The following is a 26,430-nucleotide window of genomic DNA, read 5'->3' on the forward strand; positions in this document are numbered from 1 at the left end:
TATTTTATTTATAAGGTACATATATTAACGTATAAAAAAAATAACATTGATCACTTTTTTAATTCACGATAAGACAAAAAATAGTAAGAAAACTACCTATACCTCAACAAATTATATCCTTAGAGAGTTCAACCTATGTATTCACAGAGTTGATTTTTGAAATTTAGGGCTCAAAAGACTTATTTTTTAGTTTTCGTCTTCTCCTTTTTTACGTTCTGTATCGCTCCAGGCATTTTTTACGGAAGAATTATCATCTGCAGACATATCATCTAATAATTCATTTTCCAGTTCGCGGATTGTCTCCTGAACCATTTGTATGTATTCGGATCCCTTGTCTCTGATACGGGCAAGTTTATATAGAGATTTTTCCTCCAGTTTTGAGAATTTCTGAGAAGCCCGGTATACGGTATAGCGTCTGTATCCGAGTTCGGTCATGACATCCACTCCCATACGCAATGCAATATCTGTCCCCACCCGATATACACGATCCACATCATTTTCTATCAGATCATACGCCAGATTTCGGGTATTGGCTATGGCTACTATTTTGAGATGACTAAAATGTTTTTTGACCATATGGACTAATTTCATGTGGTCTTCGTCATTGTCAAATGCGCTGACAATAATACTGGCTTTGGATGCTCCGGCAGACTTCAGAAGGTCATATCGGGTTGGGTCTCCAAAATATACCTTAAACCCATATTTACGCAGCATTTCCACACGATCGCCATTATAATCCAGAATCGTTGTTTCTACCTTATTGAGATGTAAAAAACGGGCCACAATCGTACCAACCTGCCCAAATCCGGCGATGATCACTTTTTTATTTTCGTTTACTTCATCAAATTCTTTTTCTTCAGATTCCGGAGGATTTGCCAGACTATTCAGCCGGGGAAGGATCAGCTTGTCTGCTACGAGTAGCAGAATAGGTGACAATGCCATACTGACAGCTACTACAGCGACCATAATATTGATGGTATCCGCACTCAGTAACCGTAGCTGACCTATGATGCTGAATAATACAAAAGCAAACTCTCCCATTTGTGCCAGAGAGACGGCCAGAATAATCCGTTGATCAATTTTCAACTTAAATACAACTGCCAGCACATACAACACTATAATCTTGACAAGCATAAAAAGCCCTACCCACATGGAAATGGTACTGGCTTCCTGCCATACGAAAAAGATATTGATAGATGCACCTACAGCTATAAAAAATACGCCTAGCAGAAGGCCTTTGAAAGGCTCAAGGTCGCTTTCAAGTTCGTGCTTAAATTCGCTGTTTGCAAGGACCACACCAGCTAAAAAGGCGCCTAAAGCAGGACTCAATCCTACTTTTTGCATTATAAAAGCTATAAGAACAATGAGTAATAAAGCCCCGACAAGAAACAGTTCGCGCATACCTGTACGTGTGATGACGCGAAGGATCGGCCCTACTATATATTTACCGATGAGCACCACGATAGCAACAGCTGCCAGAAGAGATACGGCTTTTGCCGGACCACTGATATCTGTCAGCCAGGTGTCTCCTTCTGTAGTTACAGCAGAAGCATTATCTGCGAGCAAAGGCAAAAGGGCTAATATAGGGATGACAGCAATATCCTGAAACAATAATACCGCAAAAGAACTTTTACCGGCCACTGTATCTAGCCAGCCCTTTTCACCGAGTGACTGCATCACTATTGCGGTAGAAGATAAAGCCAGTGTAAGTCCGAGAACAAGTCCTTCTTTCCATGAGAATCCCATTAACGAACAAATGGTGGCAATCAACAGCGCTGAAAGAATAACCTGCAGTCCCCCCATGCCTAATATGGGACCTCTCAATTTCCACAAGGTGCCCGGATCTAACTCCAAACCAATAAGGAAAAGCATCATCACGACCCCAAACTCGGCAACATGCATAACGTCCTGTGTTCCGCTACCTACCCATTGCAAGACAGAAGGACCAATAATAACTCCGGCAATAAGATAACCAAGCACAGACCCAAGACCGAGTTTTTTGGCAATAGGCACAAAAATCACAGCCGAACCCAGATAGGCAATGATCTGAAATAAAAATGATGAATCCATTATGCTTGATCTTTTAGTTGATTTAAATACGAAAATTGCTGTAAAGCAGTGACCTCAAATGTTCCCGACTGCAGTAACTGTAAGTCGGATATAAATTGTTCAATATCCTGCTCAATCTCTTTGGGTTGTTTACTAAATGTCCCGTCTATCACATATGGGGGCAAATAATGCATATGACAAAGAGCAGCAGTCTGTTTATACGGCAACAAAAAGTCTTTAAGCGGATAACCATGATGTCCTCCCTCCTGATAAGCTTCCATAGTGGCTCCGGTAGTAACGGCATTGAAGATCCATTTGTCTTTGAGTGCAGTTCCCTTGGTTCCGTAAGCCCAGTCATGCAGTAAGACCAGATCGATCCATTGTTTGATTAGAGGCGGAGCCGAATACCAATAAATAGGATGCATCCATATAATGATATCATGCCGCTCCAAAGCAGCCTGTTCTACCCGTACCGGAATATCAAAATCAGGATATAACTCATACAGATCTCTTACCGAAATATTCGGTAATGACCGCATGCGTCTGATTAATTTTTTATTTACAACAGATTGTTCTAGTGTAGGATGTGCAAACAGCACGAGTATCTTCAGCATGTTGATTCAGTTAAAAGTCGGTGTAAAATTGATCAAATTTAAATTAGCAACTCTTGATCTATGTTAAATTTATTATATTTTTTTGTTTTTTCATTATGACTGTCATTAAGAAAGCAGATCAGCTATACCCACAAAAAAAGGGCAGCTCTCCGAAGAGAACTGCCCTTTTTTTGTTTGTTTTTCCTAGTATTTAAGTACTTTCACTTCTGTACGTCGGTTGGCCTGATGCTGTTCTTCTGTACATTTCACGCCATTAGCACATTCATTTACCAGTTTGGACTCCCCATAACCTTTGGAGACAAGGCGTTCCTTAGCAATTCCTTTACTAATGATATATTCTACTGCAGATTTTGCTCTTCGGTCTGATAGTTTCATATTGTAACTATCTGATCCTCGGCTATCCGTATGGCTGGACAGTTCGATCTGAAGGGTCGGATTTTCAGTCATGGTATTTACCAGTTGATCCAACACTTTTGCTGCATCCGGTCTGATATCTGATTTGTTGAAATCATAATATATGTTATCCAGCACAAAAACAATTCCCTCTTTATTTACAGGTTGTAATTTAAAGCTTGCAAACAGGGTGGTATCTTTTGTTGCTCTGATAGCAGGTACAAATAATGAATCTGACATAAATCCATCTTTGGAGACGACTATCTTTTGTGCCAGCTTACTCTGAAGTTCGGTATCGAAAGTCGGACTACTCGCAAAGAAAGTAGACAGTAATTTCCCTTTATCATCAAATATACGGACCTGAGTCTGCCCCAGCGGATCAGTACTTTCCTTATCAAAGACTTTTCCCTGAAGACGGATTGTTATTTTTGGCTTAGTGTATACAAATGAATAGATATCATCTCCACCTGCTCCCCCTATCCGGTTGGAGGAAAAATAACCATACTGGCGTTCTTCATCATCTGCTGATACCACATATGCAAAATCATCTGTTGAAGAGTTAACAGGAGATTTCAGGTTTTCTCTCCCTCTAAAACTGCTTTTGCTACCTACAGCTTTGAATACATCCAACCCTCCCATGCCGGCATAACCATTACTGGAAAAGTATAATGTATCTCCAAATGTGGATGGAAACATCTCATCTCCGGGAGAATTGATTTCGTTCCCGGCATTGGCGGGTGTGCCCCAGGTACCATCTGCATTTGCCTGACTGTACCAGATATCTACCCCTCCTTTTCCTCCTGGCATATCGGAAGCAAAGTACAATACTTTTCCATCAGAACTCAGACTGGCATGTCCCACAGAATATTTTTCTACATTATTATATGGAAAAGCTTCCGGTATCCAGGATTCTCCGTTTTTCTTATACAGAATAAGCTCAAGATTATGTTTTTTGAAACGCATACCATCTCTCTTTACCTTCTCGGCACTACTTCCGGCATATGTTCGGGTCACAAACAATACATCCTGATCCTGATTGGTGGTCACAGGTCCAACATAATACTTAGCGTCGTTATAAACGCCGTCTGACAAAACCGGATATTTTAATGTAATCCCGTCTTCATCTCTTCCTGCTGAAAAGATCCTCAGGTAAGCATTGCCTGTCATGTCACTTTTATCAACTGTGGCCACAGAAGGTTCTCCACTATAAAGTACTCCATTACTCAATGGTAAAACTCCAAACTCGGAGAAACTTGTATTTACTTCTTTTTCATTCTTAAGCACATGAGTGGTCGGCTTAGCAGTCCAAAGCAGAGCAGAATCACAACCATCGATTTCTATCTGAATATTTTTTCCATCCGGAAACCGTTGCTTATAATCTACAAATTGCTTTTTTGATTCCGCATATTGACCATTTATCTTCAGTATCTGCGCATATTTCCAGAAAGCATCTTTGTTTTTGCTGTCCAGATCTGTGGCACGTTTGAGCCACTGCTTTGCCAATGTATATTCGTTGATCTGATAGTAGGAGTCTGCAACAGCATAAACTTCCTTAACGGACAATTCCTTCTTCTCTTCAATCCTGTTATAGATCTGAGCGGACTTTGCATAATCTCCCGCAAGATAGAACTGATAAGCTCTGTCTCTCAGTGACGGCTGTTCCTGCGCCAGCACCTGCTCACTATTTATCAGTAGAGCGCCTAATGCTGCTGTAACTATTAATTTTCCAAATGCTTTCATCATAATATCATTTAGCTTAGAAGAACCTAGGATTCAAGTATTGTGTAGCCCCGCGGCGTCCGAATGTAATCCCAAGCGTGATCTCATGTGAGCCATTCTGTACTCCGCTCAATTTGTTGATCATGGCATCATAAGAATAGCCGATACGAAGTCTGTCTGTGGCATAAAACTGTGCTATACCTGTAATGGCATTCATCGAACTCAACTTATCAACCGATCTGTCCTGATACTGTCTGTTAAATAAACGGGCTCGTGTGCGGTATCCTGCTCCTATCCAAAATTTACCATTGAATACAAACATGGCATTGACATCCAGAGAGGTCGGTCCTTTAAAGTCTTCCTTGACCAAAATACTGGGTCTTAAATGCACTCCCCTGCTCAATTCCAGTAATGCTCCAGCAATAAAATATCCGCTGATAGTACGGTAAAGGCTTTCAGATGTATTCTGGTTAAATCTATAATCTGTACCCGAATTCGTGCCATTAAAAAGATCCTGTACAGACAAGCCTGCATACCATTTCGGATTATAATAATAAACACCTAAACGGATATCCGGTACCCAGTCTGAAATTTTGCCGTCCGGGATAATGGGATCATTAGGATCGTTTGCATCCAGTTTATTTCCATCTAGGCTATATTGTGTTACACCCCCGGCCACTCCAAGACTCAGTCTTTGTGTATCCTCATCATCCAACTGGAGACGAAACGCATAATTGGCATACGCAGATGTAGCGGCCTGCGCGCCTAGTTTATCAGCAGTAACATTGAATCCGACACCGTGACGTTTTGAATAAGGATCCAGAACTCCGTCTATAGAAACGGTTCCCGTCTTAGGCGCTCCGCTCCAACCAGTCCACTGACTACGAAGACCTACCTGAGCAAACCACTCCTCCTTATAACCTGCATAGGCAGGATTGACACTCATCGAATTGAACATGTACTGCGTAAACTGGATACTCTGCTGGGCACTGACCTTGGTCAGTCCCAGCAATCCTGCTACTATTATCACTGCATATTTTCCGTATTTCATGTTGTTATTATTTTTAGTAAATAATACAATTTAGTCTATTACTGATTCTAGTTTCTCTTAATTAATACGTCTCCTTTAACTACTTCTTTAACACCGTTCTTGGTCGTCTCAATGATGTAGAAGTATGTTCCTGCATTCAGATTAAGACCTTCCCAATTGTTGTCATAGTTTGCATTGCGATAGACCTCATTACCCCATCTGTTGATGATTGTCAGGCTTACACGATCGTAGGTTTCAATACCTTTCAGAACAAACTTATCATTGATATTATCTCCATTCGGCGTAATGACATTTGGTACGATCAATGGATTTGACAATACATTGATTTTGACCACTGCCTCATTACTCCATCTTCCTTTCACATCTTTCACACGATAACTAAACTGATCCACGCCTACGAATACTTTGTTTGGTAAATAAGTGACTGTTCCGTCTATATTCACTGATGTAGTACCTTCTGCTGCTGTTGTTACGATTTCTACTGTTGCCGGATCAATTGCCCACTTGGTCACCTGATCGTTAGCCAGTACTTCTATTTTCACTTCATTTGCAGCTTTTGTTTCAGCTTCATCGTCTACCGCCTGGATGGTCTGGAAGTCTACAGGGATCGGATCCGTATCGTCCTTATCATCTTCCGGATCGGTATCCGGATTTTTACCCGGAGCCCATACGGTAATACCATTTGTGATTGTTGCGGCTGCATCATCAGAAACTGTTGCTGCAACTTTAACCAGGATCTTACCTCCTACCGGTATTGCTGCTGTCGTTGTTACGGCTGCACTGTTGGCTGTTCCGCTGACAGTTGCTGTTCCGCTGATAATGCTGTAACCTGTCACTGTCACACCTGCTCCCGGACGCTCTCTCAGACTGATCACTTTTCCTGTCTCCATTACTGAAGGACCATCATTAGTGATCGTTAGTGTAAAGCTCGTCGCTTCTCCTGCTTTCACTCTTGCTTCATCGGTTACCTTCGTGATTGAAAGCTTAGTTTCACGATCTACAGGAATCGGATCTGTATCATCCTTATCATCTTCCGGATCCGTTCCAGGATCTTTATCAGGACCCCAGACGGTGATTCCGTTGGTGATAGTTGCCGGAGCATCTGCAGCTACATTTGCGGTTACTTTAACTACTATTGTAGCACCTACCGCAATATTTGCAGTCGTAGTCAGTTTCGCGGTATTAGCTGTACCTGCTATTGTTGCAGAACCACTCGCCACACTGTAACCGGTGATGGTTAGTCCTGCACCTGGACGCTCAGTCAGACTGAGCACTTTTCCTGTGCTGATAATTGCCGGACCATTGTTTGTAATGGTAAGTGTAAAGCTTGTACTTGTACCTGCTTTCACTCTTGCCTGATCCGCAACTTTAGTAATACTCAATTTGTATTCATGGTCTACAGGAATCGGATCTGTATCATCTTTATCATCCTCAGGGTCTGTACCCGGATCCTTGTCAGGTCCCCATACGGTGATACCATTTGTAACAGTAGCCGGTGCATCTGCTGCAATATTCGCAGTTACTTTTACGACAATTGTTCCTCCTACTGCTATCGTTCCGTTTGCGGTTACTTTAGCCGTATTACCTGTTCCGGTCACTGTTGCATTACCGCTGGCCACTGCATAACCTGTAATAGTTACTCCTGCGCCTGGACGTTCTGTCAGACTGATCACTTTGCCAGCGGCTAAGGTCTCAGGACCATCGTTTGTCAGGGTGATTGTAAAGCTGGTGCTTGTACCGGCTTTCACTCTTGCCTGATCTGCAACTTTAGTAACACTGATATGATTAGCAATGACAAATGTTGCTCTGGCTGGGCTGTTTGCTATAGAGCGGTTAGCCACCTGCGCATCTACAGTTACGGTTCCTGCTTTAGTAGATGTTACTCTAGCTACGGATTTACCGTTTGCATCTGTAGTAATCGTCTGTGTCGCTGTAGTTCCATCGGGATTGGTGATGCCGAATGCTACTGCAATATTAGTTATAGGATTGCTGAATGCATCCACGATTGTCGCGGTGAATTCGTTGTAATCCGTACCATTAGCGATAGCATTGTCTTTCGTTACAGCCAGATTAGATTTACTGTAATCTACCGGACCGGCTACGAATTGAGCACTTGCAGGGCTATTCGCAATAGAACGGTTAGCCACCTGTGCATCCACCGTTACAGTTCCTGTTTTAGTAGACGTCACTCTGGCTACGGATTTGCCGTTTGCATCTGTAGTAATCGTCTGTGTTGCTGTAGTTCCATCAGGGTTAATGACGCTGAATACTACTGTTGTATTTGCTATAGGATTGACGAATGCATCCACTATTGTTGCAGTGAATTCGTTGTAATCCGTACCATTTGCAATAGCTCCATCTTTGGTTACCGCCAGATTAGATTTGTCATAGTCTACCGGACCAGCTACGAAGGTTGCTCTGGCAGGGCTGTTCGCTATAGAACGGTTAGCTACCTGAGCATCCACCGTTACGGTTCCTGCTTTGGTAGATGTTACCTGAACAACGGACTTGCCATTTGCATCCGTAGTAATCGTTTGTATTGCTGTAGTACCATCAGGGTTAGTGATGCTGAATACTACACTTGTATTTGCGATAGGATTGACGAATGCATCTACGATTGTTGCGGTGAATTCGTTGTAATCCGTACCATTTGCTATCGCACCGTCTTTGGTTACAGTCAGAGTAGATTTGTCATAGTCTACCGGTCCGGCTACGAAGGTAACCGTCTGTGGACTTCCGCTGATTGCTGTGCCGGCTACACCTGCACCGACAGTTACAGCACCAATCTTCGTACTGGTCAGTTCCAGAATTGATTTACCTGAAGCATCTGTTACGATATTCGCAGTCTTCGCTAAACCGTCTGTCAGATCTGTATATCCGAAGTCTACTGTAGCTCCTGCAATCGGGTTATCAAATGCATCTACGATAGTAGCTTCCAGGATATTCTTATCTACGCCATTGGCTGTAGCTCCGTCTTTAATAATAACCAGTTTCGATTTACCATAGTCAACAGGCCCTGCTACAAATTGAGCATTAGCCGGACTGTTTGCAATTGAACGGTTCGCTACCTGAGCATCCACCGCTACGGTTCCTGCTTTGGTAGATGTCAACTGAACAACGGACTTGCCATTTGCATCTGTAGTAATCGTTTGTGTTGCTGTAGTACCATCAGGGTTAGTGATGCTGAATACTACACTTGTATTTGCGATAGGATTGACGAATGCATCTACGATAGTTGCTGTGAATTCGTTGTAATCTATACCATTTGCAATCGCACCATCTTTGGTCACCGCCAGATTAGATTTGTCATAGTCTACCGGTCCGGCTACGAAGGTAACCGTCTGCGGACTTCCGCTGATTGCTGTGCCGGCTACACCTGCACTGACAGTCACAGCACCAATCTTCGTACTGGTCAGTTCCAGAATTGATTTACCTGAAGCATCTGTTACGATATTCGCAGTCTTCGCTAAACCGTCTGTCAGATCTGTATATCCGAAGTCTACTGTAGCTCCTGAAATCGGGTTATCAAATGCATCTACGATAGTAGCTTCCAGGATATTCTTATCTACGCCATTGGCGGTAGCGCCGTCTTTGATAATAACCAGTTTCGATTTACCATAGTCAACAGGTCCGGCTACGAATGTAACCGTCTGCGGACTGCCACTGATCGCTGTGCCGGCTACACCTGCACTGACAGTCACTGCGCCAATCTTCGTACTGGTCAGTTCCAGAACGGATTTGCCGTTAGCAGCTGTTGCTATATTGACTGTCTTCGCTAAACCATCTGTCAGATCTGTATATCCGAAGTCTACTGTAGCTCCTGCAATCGGATTCTCAAATGCATCCACGATCGTAGCTTCCAGAATATTCTTATCTACGCCATTGGCTGTAGCGCCATCCTTAATAATAACTAATTTCGATTTACCATAATCTACAGGTCCGGCTACGAAAGTAACGGTCTGCGGACTGCCACTGATTGCTGTGCCGGCTACACCTGCACTGACAGTCACAGCACCAATCTTCGTACTGGTCAGTTCCAGAATTGATTTACCTGAAGCATCTGTTACGATATTCGCAGTCTTCGCTAAACCGTCTGTCAGATCTGTATATCCGAAGTCTACTGTAGCTCCTGAAATCGGGTTATCAAATGCATCTACGATAGTAGCTTCCAGGATATTCTTATCTACGCCATTGGCGGTAGCGCCGTCTTTGATAATAACCAGTTTCGATTTACCATAGTCAACAGGTCCGGCTACGAATGTAACCGTCTGCGGACTGCCACTGATCGCTGTGCCGGCTACACCTGCACTGACAGTCACTGCGCCAATCTTCGTACTGGTCAGTTCCAGAACGGATTTGCCGTTAGCAGCTGTTGCTATATTGACTGTCTTCGCTAAACCATCTGTCAGATCTGTATATCCGAAGTCTACTGTAGCTCCTGCAATCGGATTCTCAAATGCATCCACGATCGTAGCTTCCAGAATATTCTTATCTACGCCATTGGCTGTAGCGCCATCCTTAATAATAACTAATTTCGATTTACCATAATCTACAGGTCCGGCTACGAAGGTAACGGTCTGCGGACTGCCACTGATTGCTGTACCGGCCACTAAAGCACTCACATCGATAGCACCGATTTTCGTGCTGGTCAGTTCCAGTACAGATTTGCCTAAAGCATCAGTCACGATATTCACCGCTTTCACCTGACCGTCTACCAGATCTGTATATCCAAAGTCTACTGTAGCTGCTGCAATCGGATTATCAAATGCATCCACGATAGTAGCTTCCAGAATATTCTTATCTACACCATTGGCAATAGCGCCGTCTTTGATAATAATCAGTTTAGATTTACCATAATCTACAGGTCCGGCTACGAATGTAACTGTCTGCGGACTAGCACTGATGGCTGTAGCGGCAACAGTCGCTGCAACAGCTACATCACCAATTTTCGTACTGGTAATATCCAGTAATGCGATACCTGATGCATCTGTATTCAGTTGAGTAGTTACTATACTGCCTGTGACCAGACTTGTATAACTAAAGTCTACTGCTGTAGCTGCAATCGGGTTATCAAATTCATCTACTATAGTTGCACGAAGTGTATTTACATCTGTGCCGTTTGCTATAGCGTTGTTTTTAACTATTTCTAATTTTGATTTTGTATAATCTACTTGCTGAGGAGCTACGACAAGAGCTGCCACAGGAGATATAATATCACAACCTTTTGTGCTGCTAATTAATGCACGGAACTCATAGCGTGTACCTGCTGCTACCAAAGGAACTGTTCTCACTAATGTAGAAGTCGCCTGACCTGCTATAGCAGTCCATGTTCCTCCGATTAACTCCTGCCACTGGAATGTTGCTGTCGCATCATCTACAGTCAATTCAAATGTTGCAGTTTTACCTGGAGACAGACTGATTTCATTACCCGAACGAGCCTGTCCGTTGATGTTAAGTGTCTGCACGACCGGCAGCGGGTTGATCAGGACTTCAATCTCTTGTCTTGGACCTATTTCACAACCTTGTCTTACAGCCTGTATAAAATATTTATGCACGCCTGCAGTTGTCGTAGCAGGAATTGTAAAGTTCAGCTGATCTGAAGTAGTCAGCAGATTGCCATTTACATCGTACACAGCATAGACTGTACAATCATCCTGTTTCTTGATCGTCAGATTATCTCCCTGACATATTTCCAATGTAGTGCCAGGCGTATTTCCGTAATCTATCGTAGGTATGATACTGACATCATATACCTTGATCTGATTACCCAGGTTCACATTTACGACATCTCCATAAGAGATCTGCACACGATCAAATGGTTGATCGAATGGTGCCATCATTAACTTTTTCTTATTAGCGGAGAAGCTCAATAATTTCAGTTTCAGAATATCAGCATTGTTATCCAAGGTAGGACCGACTTTCGCAGTGCCCAAGTAACGCTGGATCTCAAAACCTGAAAGTAAGCTCAGATTAAGAAGTGCGTTGCCCGAATCTTCAATAATAATACGCAATGAATCTGTAGGCATCGTCTGTGACTTGAATACAGGAGTCAGACTTGCCACATTCAATACCGCAGCACCTCTGTTGATTTGCGCAGCAGTATTCAGATCATTATCCACAGCTAGCCATGGGTCTATCACACTTGCTGTTGCACTTGCTACACCCAGACCTATATCCTGCACGCCATAAAGCACATCTAAAATATTGCTGTTTGTCTGGTTATCGATCGGAGCACAATCTACAGCACCGGTTTTTGTATAATATGCATGATATATTTTTGCATTCTGCGCCAGACTCAGCAATGCTCCCTGCACAATACGTACGCCTTTGTAAGCTTTCGGCCCTGATCCACTTGCAGGTACAAATGTATACTCTACAACATTGTCTGCAACAAGCAAATCCAGAAGTCCTCCCTGTACGGATTTAAGTGTTCCGATATCATTACCGTTTGCATCCAGTCCGACAACAGACAGACCGCTTGCAACAGATAGTAAGCTGTACTCTTTACCTAATTTAATAGTAACAGGAGTACCTGCAGGTACGACCTGATCAAAGTTTACATTTTGCCATGTTGTACCAATTCCTAACAATCCTAATCCGGTAGTGATCGTTGAGTATGTTTTAGGATTTCCGTCTACAGCATTGGCACCATCGCTCACTCCTCCTGTAATAATACTTCCGGAAGACTGTGCATTTGCATACACACGTACCAGTTGAGGAGGACAGCTGTCTGCATCATACACCTGTATAAGAACAGATTGTGATGAGGTACATCCTGTTGCATCATTCTGTGCGACTACTGTGTAGGTATATACACCCGGCGCAGCAAATGACGGATTCAGATTAGTGGTTTCCACACCTGCCTGATCATACCATTTTACAGTCACTCCTGTAGCAGGTGAAGTTGTAACCGTCGGAAGGGTTACCGCTACATTGACTGCTGTCGTGATTCTGGTTTCTCCGGTTAATGTAATTACCGGAAGTGGGTTTATTACAATAGTAACAGGAGCAGATTCCAGACTTTCACATCCGGTCAGCTGATCTGTCACTTTAACGGTATATAATCCACCGGTAGATACAAAGATTTTCTGTCCTGTTACCGGAACAGTAGTTCCGTTATTATTTTCTGTCAGCAATACACCGTCTTTGTACCACTGATTACCCGTAGTTGCACTTGAAGTCAATTCAATAATAGATCCTTCACATGCCGGCGCAGTAGGCGCAGTGATAGTAGGCTGTGCCGGTCTCGGAGTGACAGTCACCTCTACAGCAGCGGAGACTTCACTGCTACAACCTGTAGCATTGACATCATTGAATGCTTTTACTGTGTAAAGTCCACCTGCATTAACCGTTAATGTATTGGTATTGGTAGTCTGCAATAATGTTCCGTCTTTATACCATTGGTATGAAGATGCTCCGGCAGATGTTGCTGTCAACACAGTCGAACCTGTACCTTCACATATTGCGGCAGAACCAGTGATGCTGATCGTAGGAATAGGAGGAAGATTCAATACCGAAATCTCAATTTCTTTTGCCGGAGTATTGAAACAGAATCCATCTCCTGACACTACTACATAATAAGTAGTTGTCACAGCAGGGCTTAATCTCTGAACAGGCCCTACAAGTGGTGTACCTGTCAATGCAGGATTGGTGTACCACAGATATACTGCATTTGGAATATTTAACGCTGTTGATGCCGTTATTTCCACTTCATCACCCAGACATATTGTTCCTGAAGTCGGAGCCAGTGTGATATCAGCTGCAACTACAGGTGTACAGTTTGTCTGTAGTTCAGACAATGCTTGTTTAGTTTTATTTGGTTGTCCGGAAATTTCATTTGCAAAGCTCACGACCGAAGTATTTGTGATCTTATCTACTCCCGGAGGAATTGCGCCTACCAACACTTTATAGCTAAAGGTCAGTGTTTGATCTACGGCTAATGAAGGAATCACAAAAGTTGCTTCATTTCCAGCTACTGTACCTCCACCGGTTATTGTTCCGGTTTCATATGTAGTATGTGTAGGAATAGGAGCTGTAATCGTCACATTTGTGAGGGCTGCATTTCCTGTATTTTTTACCGTTAATGTATAAGTAATTACGTCGCCTTCGACAGCTTTACTTGTACTGGTCGTGTTATTACTCAAGCCCAGCAATGCAAAATCAACATCATTTGCAGGAGTCACCGCAATCACGGTTCCTGTCTGCGTGATGTCCGGACCTCCGGTCAACGGATCACTATTATTGATTGGTGGATGTGATTGTACACCCGGGTCAGCAGGGTTGAGTTTTGCTAACGCAATATTGTTAATCTGTGCGATGTTAGTCAGATCTTTAATGACAGTAGCTATAAAGGATACAGACCGTACCTGCCCTACCGGAATATCTAATGGCGCGAAGTTGACGGTACCACCTGTAAACGTACCCCCGTTTTTATGTGTCAATCCTGCAGGCAATACATCACTGACAAGAACACCTGTTGCATTCTGGTTTCCGTCATTGCGTACATAGATGGTGTACTGTACATCTTCACCACCTTTTACACTGGTGAACGTTGCATCATTATTTACTTTATATGCTTTCCAAGACACAAGATTGTTCACAGGAGTTACATCCAGAGAAGTTCCTGGTCCTGCACCGGTATTCGGCTCAGTCGGGTTAGCATTATTTACCGGAGGGAAGCTCTCTGCCGGTACATTATTTTCATTACTTTTTACTGTAGCGATATTGGTTATTTTACTGATACCGCTCAGGTTTTGATTGACTGATACGGTAAATGTCAACGGCCCGTTGGTCGCTCCTACTGCTAATGTAGGAATCACAAATGAAACTGTACCGCTTGCCTGTGAACCTCCCGACACATAAGTGACTCCGGCAGGCAATACATCACTGATCTGAACATTATTCAGTACCTGATTACCATTATTTCGGACATAGATAGCATACTCTACCTGCTCTCCGCCTTTGACTGCCGTGATACTTGCATCTGTATTGACTTTGTATGCTTTCCAGGATACAGCAGATGCTATTGGTGTAACAGGTATTTTTGTTCCTGTACCGGCTGTTTCATCCGGTTCATTCGGATTACCTGCTGCCGGAGGGAAGGTCTCCTTACCCGGATCAGCAGCATCTTTCTTCACTAATGCGACATTGTTAATAGCTGCCACACCTGTCAGATCTGCATTTACCGTTACTTTGAAAGTGAGGGTAGCAGTAGCGCCTGCAGCAATATCCACATTGCTGAATGTCACTACACCGGAAGCAAGTGAACCACCGGAAGCGTCGGCAGATCCGGCGACATAAACCGTATTTGCAGGGATAGCATCCGTAACGATGTAATCATTAAGTGCTACATTTCCTGTATTGCGGACATGTATGGTATATTCAACTTCTTCTCCGCCTTTTACTGTTGTAATAGCTGGATCATTACTGACTTTAAATGATTTCCATGTTTTGAACATTGGTGTATTACAGTCTTTCTCTACTGCATACACTCTGAGAGCTGGCAGTGCACTTACGTTCAATACTCCTCTCAGACCGACACTGATTCTGTCGTAAGCGACTCCCGGCGCAAAAGGAATAACACCTTTAGCTCCGTTATTTAAAATACCCAGTACATTCAGTCCGTTGATCAGCTGACTTTGTACATCTAATGTCGCAACCGGAGTTACTCCATTGTAAGCGATAATTTCTATACCTCCTATAAGATTTGCATCTAATGCACCGCTTCCATATTGCAAAGTCAGATTAATAACTTCACTTGGTAAGGCCAGCTTACGGAAATCAAAGTATTGTTTCACAGAAGTACCGACAGCAACATTGCCCAGACTTACTTCTGAATAATCGGTTGTATTGATATTGATTGCATGGTCAGGATTTGTCACGCCGGATCCGGCCAGACCAAGAGCTGTCAATGCCAGTCCTCTTGCATCATAAGAGGTGGTAAACACAGGCTGACAATCTGTTAATGGATTATCGACACATGCACCATATACATTCATTGAATTCGGTTGTGCCAATAAACCTAATGCAGAGTTGGTATGATCTGTGATACGGATAGCATCGTATTGTGCAGATGGTGTGACAGCGATATAATAGCGGCCTAATTTATCCTGTACAATCCGGATCCGGTCGTTGTTATTATTGAAATTATTATTACTTCCTCCCTGAAGAATTACTGAAGCACCATCCTTGACCTGTACAGAGAAGTAGTGGTTTCCTAATACCAGATTATTCACCACACTGGCCAGTGTTCCGCCAATACTTCCTCCCAGTAGATTATTCAGTAAAGCCTGATCAAAGTCAATACGTATATATGCCGTTTTATTGGCTGCAATTTTCTGACCGAAACCTAATTCAACAAAACCTTCATATTTATTACCCAGACCTAATAACAGACCTGCCCCGGATTTCAGGGTAGCATAGCTGTCAAAGTCATTATCAAATAAATTGTTGATGTCATCTGCATTGCCGGCATCGATTACAGAAGATATACATACCGGATTTTCAAATGGTGAAGGAGTAGTCGTGGTCGGGCATCCCTGACCGATACGTTTTACTTCATAAAGTCGTACAGAAGGAGTCAATGCTACATTGAGTGTAGATCCCACGATGATATCTACCCTGTCATATGGTAATGTTGTTCTGTATATAAGTGTCTGTATACCTCCTGAACGGAACAGATTTAATAAGTTCAGGTTATTGATCAGTCCCTGTTGCAGTGTAAATGTCTCTGCAACGGCACTTCCGTTATACGTACGGATCTGATATCTGCCCAACAAATCTACTGATGCCAGACTTGAAGGATCAAGTTGTAACCGAACTTTCAGGCTATCACCTGCAGTAGATAACTTATTGAAATATATACGCTGTGCTACCTGTGCAGCTACAGCAGCAGTTCCTGTTGAGATTTCAGAATAATCAGATGAACTTGGACTGATAGCATGGTCTGCATTATTGACTCCAGCACCATTCAGCAATCCTAATGAAAGTCCGGACTGGTCAAATGATGTAAATTGAGCGGGAAGACAGTTATTCACACCGATTTCATGACATGCTTCAAAGATTTTCATCGAAGCGACATTTTGTGTCAGTCCGGCTAATGCAGGGAAATGCTCCGTAATACGGATATTTTTATAAGCTGCATTTGGGGTAATGGCAATGTAATAACGACCGGCATTATCCTGTACAATGCGGAGATCTCCACCATTTACATCCGTGAATCCCGCCTGGCTGGAACCTGTCAGTACTGTTGTACCTCCAGTTTGAGCAGTTTTGGCATCTATAGAAAAATAGTGTTGTCCAAGCAGCAATCCGCCCACATTATTGACAAGTGTTCCTAATGTTCCGCTCAGCAAACGACCCAGCAGATCACCATCCATATCGATACGGACATATGTAGTCTTATTTGCAGGAAGAGCGGTAGGGAATTCATATTCAAGGAAACCGTTATAAGCACCTATTCCCAGTAACTGTCCGTTACTTGCAGTCAATGTTGCGAATGATTCGTTATTTCCATCCGCAGCCAGATTCGGATAGTCTGCATGTTCCCATGCGACCACAGCAGCATCACAAGCCGGAATCTCAAAAGGCGTAGCCGTTGCAGCAGGCAATGTGAAGTCAGGGTCCGGACAGGCAGAACCTGCAGGGCCAAATCGTTTCACATCATAGACTTCTAATGAAGACTGGAATGCGCTCACATTTACCACACTGTTTACCCGGATCTCAATGCGATCAAAGGCCTTGCCCGGAGCAAAGGTCAATGTACCCGGCTGGCCGCCGCCAAGAATACCCAATACATTTGTACCGTTCAGCAATCCGCCACCTAATGATCTGCGGTATACTTCCATGCTCCCATTGTAAGCAATGACTTCATAAGCACCCAGCAGATCCACATTTAGTGTCTGACTGGCTTTGATTGCCAGTTTAATTTTGAATACGGAGTTGGGGTCACTTAATGAATTAAAATTGATATACTGAGACATAGAACCTGCTACCGCAAGTGCCCCAAGATTAATTTTTGAAGAAGTATTGACATCATCATCGATAGCATATTCAGGAGCTAACACTCCGGTATTTCCGATTTGTAATAATCCTAAAGTGATACCTGTTCCTTCGTAAGAAGTAGAAAATGCAGGGTCGCAAATCGCAGAACTGTTATCATAGCATACGCTGTATACATTCAGGTATTTGTTTGGAGCAAGAACTCCTAATGCTGAAGCCGTATGATCAATTAATTTAATATTGGTGTAAGGAACATCTGATTTTATAGCGATGTAATATCTTCCGGCTTTGTCCTGAACAATCCGGATTTTCCCGGCTGCTGCACTGAAACTATTGGCACTGGAAGCAGACAATAACGGAGCTCCTCCGCCATTGTTGAGTTGTACTTCAAAATAATGATTACCTAAAACCAGTCCGTTTACTAATCCGCCAACCAGCTCTCCGATACTACCTGCCAGCAACGACTTCAATACATCCTGATCATAGTCTATACGGACATAAGCCGTCTTTCCTACAGGTACGGCAGAAGGAAAACTTACTTCCAGTTGTCCCTGTCTGCTTCCTAAACCTACAAGGATACCGGCATCAGAGCGAATGGTTGCATAACTATCAAAATTGGCGTCTACCGCATTTTGTGCATCATCCACATTGGACATCGAAACTATTGATGTATTCGCACATACAGGTTGAAAAAGAGGGCTTGCAGTCGGAGGAGGCTCCGGACATGCAGCACTTGTGCGCGACACACCATATAGCCGTACTCCTGATCCGGTGGTTAGATTGACCGTCGAGAACAGCACCAGCTCTACCCTGTCATATTGCGCTGCAATATCAAAAGGGACCGTCACAATTCCGCCACTGTTCAGCAGACCCAATACATCTAGGCCTCCGATCAAACCGCTGCCGATTACTTGCTCAAATACCTGCGTATTACCGTTGTATGCACGTACTCCATAGGCACCAATCAGATTGACATTTAATGCTGTAGGATTTATCTGCATCCGTACTTTAAGTCGGGAATTGGACTCTGATAAAGTAGGAAAATAAACAGACTGAGATGCTGATCCACCTACTGCCAATGTTCCCAGACTGATTTCTGAGTAGTTTGAAGTATTTGCATCGATTGCATATGTAGGATTTTTTACTGTATTCGCTAACTGAACATTTATTCCTGTTACTTTTCCTTCATCCGTATAGGTTGCAGGATCACAGGCTGTAGCCGAAGGCACTGCAAATGCATCATAGACATTCAGCGAGAGTGAAGCGCCGAGGGAAAGTCCCAACAGTGCACTCTGACTTCTTAACTTGACACGGACCGAATTGTATGATTGTGCAGATTTTACAGCTATGTAGATATTTCCGGCAGCATCCTGTACTATTGATGAAACCACAGAAGCACTATTGATGATAGTGCCGTCGCTGGAACTTGTAGCTCCGCTATATACCTCAGGAATAATTACGTTTTGCTGAAGAAGACCGAGAAGTCCTCCAAGTCCTGTTACCAGATCCAGATTGAGACCTCCTCCGGGTGTAGGTTTATCTATTTTGACATAGGTAGTTGTACCTGCTGCCAGGGGTGAAGGAAATTTCATCTGCAACCAGGCTTCGCCTGAAAAGCTAGCGAGAAGAATAGTCAAATTCGAAGCTGTCAAGACTGAATGAGTACCTGTATTTCCATCAGCCGCCAGCCCAGGATCTGTTACACTAGCCACTATTGAATTGCTTGGTGAGTACCCCCCACTTATTGCACCTAATAAGATTGTTGCCTCATTCTTTCCTGAAGAGGGAGTGACAGTAGCATATTGCCGGGTCTGAGCGGATCCCGTACCGGGAACGTTTATCAGAATCAAAGCCAATAGAATACAAAGGTGCCAAATCCTCTTTGGCAAGGCTAAAGAATTAGTTTGCGGTTTCATAAGCAATTTCCTTTTCATTTAAAACAGCAGTCGAAAGCTGTAAACTCTTAGGTAATAAATGTTTTAAATAGATATCAGCAATTAAACAAAAATTGATAAGATTCAGCTAAAAAAGTGATATATATCATTTTTTGTTCCTCACAAAGTTATCTAATAAAATAATTAAACGTAAATATTTTTTAAAAAATAATATTTTACCTTTTAGTTACTTAAAACAAACAGCTGAAAAACATACGGTTAATTTAACTTTTTGGATAATACTTTTTGATTAGTAAAATATACACTAAGCCAGAAGTCGATAAGACGCCCTTGTTTCAAGAGCAGGTAGAATTAAATTTTCACAAATCTTATGCTCAAAATCACAGAAGCATATTTTAGACTCATTGCGCCATTAGTCTGTTTCTCTCCCCTGCTCATGTGTAGTAGAAATTGAACGGCATTCCTGAAAAAACTGATTTTTCCGGTTTTAGATACATATCCGGACAATTCTGTGCTGTATATGCGAATTTAAACGGGCGCTAAAAGGCTTTTTTGCTTTTTTATTAACTATTTCACAATATATAAACTATTCTATCGTTTTATTTTCCTGTATCCTTTAGTAGTTAAAATGTTAATTTTTGTTAAATGCAAATCAAAAGCTCCATTCTAGCGTTCATAAAGCAATGCCGTAATAGAAAAGTTACGTAAATAAGAGCGAAAGTATTAATGAAGAAATCAAGAAAGTTTAATTTAAAATTTACCACATTTAGTTTAGGTTTACTCGCATTAGCCTCCATTTTAACACACTGTACATCAGGCAAATCAGAAGAAAAAGAGAACAAAAACAAGCCTACGGCTCTTCCTGTCTACAAAGTGATAAGAAGCAATGCAAGTACAGTAAAAGATTATCTTGGTACCATTGAAGGAAAAGTGAATGTCGAAATCCGCCCCCAGGTAGAAGGCCTCCTTCAGGAAATTTACGCAGATGAAGGGTCTTTTGTTCAGAAAGGTCAGAAACTTTTCAAAATCGATGCCTCCACTTACCAGGAACAACTCAATAATATGATCGCTACAGCTAATGTAGCTAAGGCAAAACTGGAAAATGCCCAGCTGGAAATTGACCGTCTCCGCCCTCTTGTACAGAATGATGTTATTTCAGATGTAAGGTTACATGCTGCAAAATCTGACTATGATGTAGCCAAAGCATCGTTGGATCAGGCTTCTGCAGCAGTACGAAGCGCGCAGATCAGTAAAAATTTCACTATTATAGAAGCACCTGTAAGCGGCTATATCGGCCGTATTCCAAAACGTATAGGAAATCTTGTTTCTAAGGGAGACAGCGATCCGCTCACTGTTCTTTCGGATGTGCAGGAAGTATATGTTTACTTTGCCATGAGCGAATCTGATTTTCTGTATTTCTCCAAAGCCAAAGCCCGGGAGGATAGTATTGCGGGTGTTAAATACAACAACAATAATCGGTTGACATTTCCGGATGTAACCCTTGTACTTGCAGATGGTGAAGCCTATCCTAAAAAAGGAAAAGTAGATGCTGTCAATGGTCAGGTAGACCGTACTACCGGAGCGATTTCCCTGCGTGCGACCTTCTCCAATCAGGATAATATTCTCCGTACAGGAAGTACGGGTACACTCAAAATATCGGAAATAAAGAAAAATGTACTGCAGATCCCGCAGGTCGCTACACAGGAATTACAGGACAAAACTTTTGTATACGTCATAGACAAACAAAATAAAGCGCAAAGAAAAACCATCAAAATTGCAGGCAAAAGTAAAGACAACTACATCGTATCTGATGGTCTTGAAGAAGGTGACCGTGTGATTTTAAGTGGATTTGACAAGATCACAGATGGTTCTGCCATTATGCCAATACCGCAACATAACTAAATATTTTTTTATCATATGCCCGCGTCTCCCGATACTTTGTATCAGGGGATCGGACATTATTTGCCATACCCTATATAATTTATGCTGAAAACATTTGTCAACAGGCCCGTACTCGCTACAGTGGTTTCCATTTTGCTGGTCATTCTGGGATTAGTTGGATTGAAACTATTACCTGTATCCCGTTTTCCGGAGATTGCTCCACCCAGTGTGGTGGTATCGCTGAGTTATCCCGGTGCCAACTCAGAGACTGTCGCCAAGAGTGTATTGCTTCCCATTGAAGAAGCTATCAATGGTGTGGAAGATATGACTTACATCAAGTCCTCAGCTTCTAATTCCGGTTCGGGATCCGTACAGGTATTTTTCAAGACCGGCACTAATCCCGATGTAGCATCCGTGAATGTCCAAACACGGATTTCCAAGGCCATCAGTTCTATCCCTGCTGAAGTCAACGAGGCAGGGATTACCGTTATGCCCCGACAGAGTGGAGTCATTATGACCATCAACCTCTATTCGGATCATCAGGATAGTGTATATGATGAAACATTTCTGCAGGCGTATGCACAGATCAATATGATGCGTCCTCTGTTGCGTGTGGATGGTGTAGCACAGGTATCCAGAGTCGGTGCACGGGATTATTCCATGCGCCTCTGGCTTAATCCCGAGAAACTGGCACTCTACACGCTTGTCCCGCAGGATGTCATGGATGCTATTAAAGACCAGAATTTTGAAATTGCTCCCGGCAAATTCGGAGAGACTTCGGACGAGGCATTCGAAACAGTAATCCGTCACAAAGGACGGCTTACGCAGCCCGAAGAATTTGAGAATATCGTTATCAAAACAAACAAAGATGGATCTGTTCTCTACCTGAAGGATGTAGCCCGCATAGAATTCGGAGCGACTAATCTCGGAAGTGACAACAAGGTAAACGGTCATCCGGGACTGACACTGAATCTGACCCAGACCAGCGGGTCCAATGCACATGACATTGATATAGCTGTACGCAAGACACTGGAAGGAATGGCCAGATCCTTTCCTGAAGGTATCAAATATGAAATTACCTATGCCGTAAGAGACCAGATTGATGAATCGATCAGTCAGGTGAAGCACACCTTGTTTGAAGCATTTATTCTGGTTTTCATTATCGTTTTTATCTTTTTACAGGATTTCAGATCCACTTTGATTCCGGCTATTGCGATACCGGTATCCTTGGTAGGTACCTTCTTTTTTCTTCAGCTTTTCGGCTTTTCGCTCAATGTACTGACGATGTTTGCACTGGTACTGGCAATCGGTATTGTGGTCGATGATGCCATTGTAGTCGTGGAAGCTATCCACCAGAAGATGCATGCTACAGGACTCAAAGCCCGGGAAGCGACTCTATCAACTATGTCGGAGATCACCGGCGCGATTTTATCAATTACCATGGTGATGGCAGCCGTATTTCTACCTGTAGGTTTTATGGAAGGTCCTGCCGGAATATTTTACCGGCAGTTTGCTTACACCCTGGCTACAGCGATTCTGATTTCAGCGCTCAATGCCCTGACACTCAGCCCTGCCCTATGTGCTTTACTGCTCAAACACTCTGCTGTAGAAACCGGTATCAAGGACGGAGACAGCAAATTCACAAAATATAAAAAACGTTTTTTCCACGCCTTCAACACGTCTTTTGAACGGTTGACAGACCGATATATCTCGGGAGTAAAAAAACTGATAAAACACAAACCACTGGCATGGGGAGGATTAATACTCATCACTGCTGCAGGAATATTTTTAATGGTTCGTGCTCCGAAAAGTTTCATCCCGACAGAAGACGATAGTTTTATTACTTATTCTTTGGCTATGCCTCCCGGAGCTTCACTCACCCGTACGACTGAAGTATTGCGTCAGGCTGACAGTATTCTCAAAAAAAGAGAGGACATCAAAGGGATGACCACCGTATCAGGTTTTAATGTGCTGGACGGAAGTTCAAGTCCTGCATTTGCAGCGGGATATATCAATATGCTACCTCACGCCGAACGTAAAAAGATACATAATATCGAAGCATTTATGGACACGATACGGAAGGATTTATCTCAGATCAACGAAGCTAAATTCACTGTCTTTCCACGTCCGACTGTACAGGGCTTCGGTGATTTTGCAGGTATAGAATTAGTTCTTCAGGATCGTCTGGGAGGGGATATCCGCGACTTCAATACAATTGCCGATACCTTTATCAACGAGATCAATGAACTTCCCGAAATTGAAAATGCCTATACGGCTTTCAAAGCCAATTTTCCACAGTATGAAGTGAATATTGATGCGGTGAAAGCCAAAACTCTGGGTGTGGACATCAAGCAACTCATGACGACAATCCGCGCCTATTTTGCACGGGTACAAGCCGGAGATTTCAGTCGGTTCGGAAGACAATACCGGGTATATGTACAGGCAGATATGGATTATCGTAAAGATCCGGAATCGTTCAATTCCATCTTTGTCCGCAATAAAAACGGAGAGATGGTACCTGTAAGCACCATTCTTACCCTGGAAAAAGTAGTCGGTCCGGAAACCATTACCCGATATAATCTTTACAATGCGATCGCAGTAAATGCTACTCCAGCCAAGGGATACAGTACAGGTGATGCGATGAAAGCAATACAGAAACTGGCTGATGACAAACTGCCGGTCAACTATGGATTTGAGTGGACGGGTATGAGTTTTGAAGAGAGTCAATCCGGCTCGCAGACCATACTGATCTTTGCACTGAGCATACTTTTTGTCTATTTTCTACTGGCTGCTCAATACGAAAGCTATATCCTTCCGTGGGCTGTACTGCTGTCTGTCCCTGTCGGACTTGTGGGTGTATACGGAACGATTATGATGGTGGGACTTGAAAATAATATCTATGTACAGGTAGGTCTCATTATGCTGATCGGATTGCTGGCCAAGAATGCCATCCTGATTATCGAATTTGCGGTACAGCAACGGGACAGAGGATTGAGTATAGTAGAAGCGGCACTGACCGGGGCGCAGATGAGACTTCGCCCTATCCTGATGACTTCACTAGCCTTCATTGCCGGTCTCGTTCCGCTGATGTGGACGGTAGGTCCTTCTGCGATAGGTAACCACTCCATCAGCTTCAGTGCAGCCGGCGGTATGCTTTTCGGTGTGTTACTCGGCATTTTTATAATCCCCGTACTCTTTATTGTGTTCAAAACACTGGATGAAAAAGTCCGCAATAAATTAAAATCTCAAGACTGATATGATAAATAAAAACAGATATAGCTTTACGTTGATCCTGTTGCTATTCACAACTTTATTTGTTGTACAAAGCTGTAAAATAGGAGAAAAATATACGCGGCCGGACTTGAATCTGCCGGAACAATACCGCAGTGACACCTTAGATTATTTTGGCGATACGACGACCATAAGCCGTATTCCGTGGAGGGAATTTTTCCATGATTCGACTTTACTAGCCCTGATTGACAGCGCACTGATCAATAATTTTGACATGAAAACCGCACTGATCAATACCCGTATTGCTAACCGTCAAATGATTCAGAACAAGGCGAATTATTTGCCTTCGGTAGAAGCCACTCTTGCAAATGCAAACAGGCAATGGCGCTCTTCTGATTTTGGAAGTGGTCCCTCCTCCCGATGGTACGACAAGAAGCAAAAAGATGCACCGGATGACATGTTTGTTTATTTATCTCAGTTTGGTACAGAAGTACGATTCAGCTGGGAACTTGATATCTGGGGAAAAATATCCAGTCAGCAAGATCAGCTGCTGGCTCAATATCTGGACACTTATGAAGCTAAAAATGCCATACAGACCAATCTGATTTCCAGCATAGCCAAAGGTTATTTCAACCTGTTGATGCTGGATGATAAGATCAGAGTTGCCAAACGTAATGTACAGCTCAATGACAGTACGCTACGTATGATCAGATTGCAATACGAAGCCGGAGAGATCACCGCTTTAGCGATACAACAGACAGAATCCCAACGGTTGGTGGCCGCATCACTGGTGCCTGAACTGGAAAAAGAAATCGCTGTTCAGGAAAACGCCTTGCGTACCCTCACAGGGCAGATGCCTGACCGGATTCAGAGAGGTCAGAGTTTTGAACATCTGATTGCTGAAAATCAGGAAATATCTCTGGGATCACCATTGGAAATTGTTCGGAACCGACCGGATATACGGAGTGCAGAATTTCAACTGATCTCTGCCAATGCACATACCAATGTACAACAGGCCATGCGATACCCGGCATTATCCATTGGCGGATCATTGGGTGTAAATTCAATGCTACCAAAAAACTGGTTCAATATACCCGGTGCCTTGCTTGGCGGTATAAGCGGAGATCTCACAGCTCCTATCTTTAAGAACAGGACGCTAAAGACAAATTATGAAGTGGCAAAACTGGAACGTGAAAAGGCAGAATTAGTACTGCAGCAAACAGTAGTGGAGGCTGTAAGTGAAGTTTCCAACTCCATCATCACCGTAGAAAAACAACGGGAGCAACTGGAGTTTGCAAAAAAGAGAGTATCTAATTCAGAACTGGCTGTTCGAAATGCGGGACTACTGTTCCGGAGTGGTTATGCCACCTATCTGGAGGTGATCACCGCTCAAAGCAACGCCCTTACAAGTGAACTGGATCTTGTAGAATTAAGGCAAAAACATCTTGAGTCTTATGTGGATCTGTATCGCTCTTTAGGTGGAGGATGGAAAGAATAGTCATCTTATGCTACCTGTAAAATATAAGATACAATAGTTTGTCCGTCTGAAGATGACAGACAAACTATTCAAGCCCGAAGGCTCTATAAAGGAACGGAA

Annotated in this window: 8 protein-coding genes; 3 read left to right on the forward strand and 5 right to left on the reverse strand. The window is 43.0% G+C overall.

What is annotated here, in order from left to right:
- Nucleotides 1-186: 186 nt before the first annotated feature.
- The 5 genes from I6J03_RS01770 to I6J03_RS01790 all read right to left on the reverse strand — a co-directional run bounded on the left by I6J03_RS01770 (nucleotide 187) and on the right by I6J03_RS01790 (nucleotide 19,742).
- On the reverse strand, nucleotides 187-2,070 hold the full coding sequence (locus I6J03_RS01770; protein WP_003010940.1) for a monovalent cation:proton antiporter-2 (CPA2) family protein: 1,884 nt from the start codon (nucleotides 2,068-2,070) through the stop codon (nucleotides 187-189).
- Entirely contained in the window at nucleotides 2,070-2,663 is a 594-nt protein-coding gene (gene kefF, locus I6J03_RS01775) for a glutathione-regulated potassium-efflux system oxidoreductase KefF (protein WP_003010935.1), read from the reverse strand. Before kefF ends, I6J03_RS01770 begins: the two co-directional genes overlap by 1 nt.
- A 183-nt stretch (nucleotides 2,664-2,846) precedes the next feature.
- The gene (locus I6J03_RS01780) at nucleotides 2,847-4,799 is read right to left on the reverse strand and encodes an OmpA family protein (protein ID WP_003010934.1); all 1,953 of its coding nucleotides are present in this window, start codon (nucleotides 4,797-4,799) and stop codon (nucleotides 2,847-2,849) included.
- A 13-nt stretch (nucleotides 4,800-4,812) separates the two neighbouring features.
- The gene (locus I6J03_RS01785) at nucleotides 4,813-5,826 is read right to left on the reverse strand and encodes a PorP/SprF family type IX secretion system membrane protein (protein ID WP_003010932.1); all 1,014 of its coding nucleotides are present in this window, start codon (nucleotides 5,824-5,826) and stop codon (nucleotides 4,813-4,815) included.
- Nucleotides 5,827-5,873: 47 nt separating this feature from the next.
- A complete protein-coding gene (locus I6J03_RS01790; RefSeq protein ID WP_201694107.1) occupies nucleotides 5,874-19,742 on the reverse strand; it encodes an Ig-like domain-containing protein in 13,869 nt (4,622 codons plus the stop codon).
- Between the two features lie 705 nt (nucleotides 19,743-20,447).
- Here I6J03_RS01790 and I6J03_RS01795 point away from each other — a divergent pair.
- The 3 genes from I6J03_RS01795 to I6J03_RS01805 all read left to right on the forward strand — a co-directional run bounded on the left by I6J03_RS01795 (nucleotide 20,448) and on the right by I6J03_RS01805 (nucleotide 26,331).
- Nucleotides 20,448-21,623, forward strand: a complete 1,176-nt coding sequence (locus I6J03_RS01795) for an efflux RND transporter periplasmic adaptor subunit (RefSeq protein WP_003010926.1) — start codon at nucleotides 20,448-20,450, stop codon at nucleotides 21,621-21,623.
- Between the two features lie 81 nt (nucleotides 21,624-21,704).
- Complete coding sequence (locus tag I6J03_RS01800) at nucleotides 21,705-24,857, forward strand: efflux RND transporter permease subunit (RefSeq protein WP_003010924.1); 3,153 nt, start codon at nucleotides 21,705-21,707, stop codon at nucleotides 24,855-24,857.
- 1 nt (nucleotide 24,858) lies between these two features.
- Nucleotides 24,859-26,331, forward strand: a complete 1,473-nt coding sequence (locus tag I6J03_RS01805; protein ID WP_003010923.1) for an efflux transporter outer membrane subunit — start codon at nucleotides 24,859-24,861, stop codon at nucleotides 26,329-26,331.
- The last annotated feature ends 99 nt before the right edge of the window (nucleotides 26,332-26,430 follow it).

The sequence above is a fragment of the Sphingobacterium spiritivorum genome, assembly GCF_016724845.1.
GTDB classification, from domain to species: domain Bacteria; phylum Bacteroidota; class Bacteroidia; order Sphingobacteriales; family Sphingobacteriaceae; genus Sphingobacterium; species Sphingobacterium spiritivorum_A.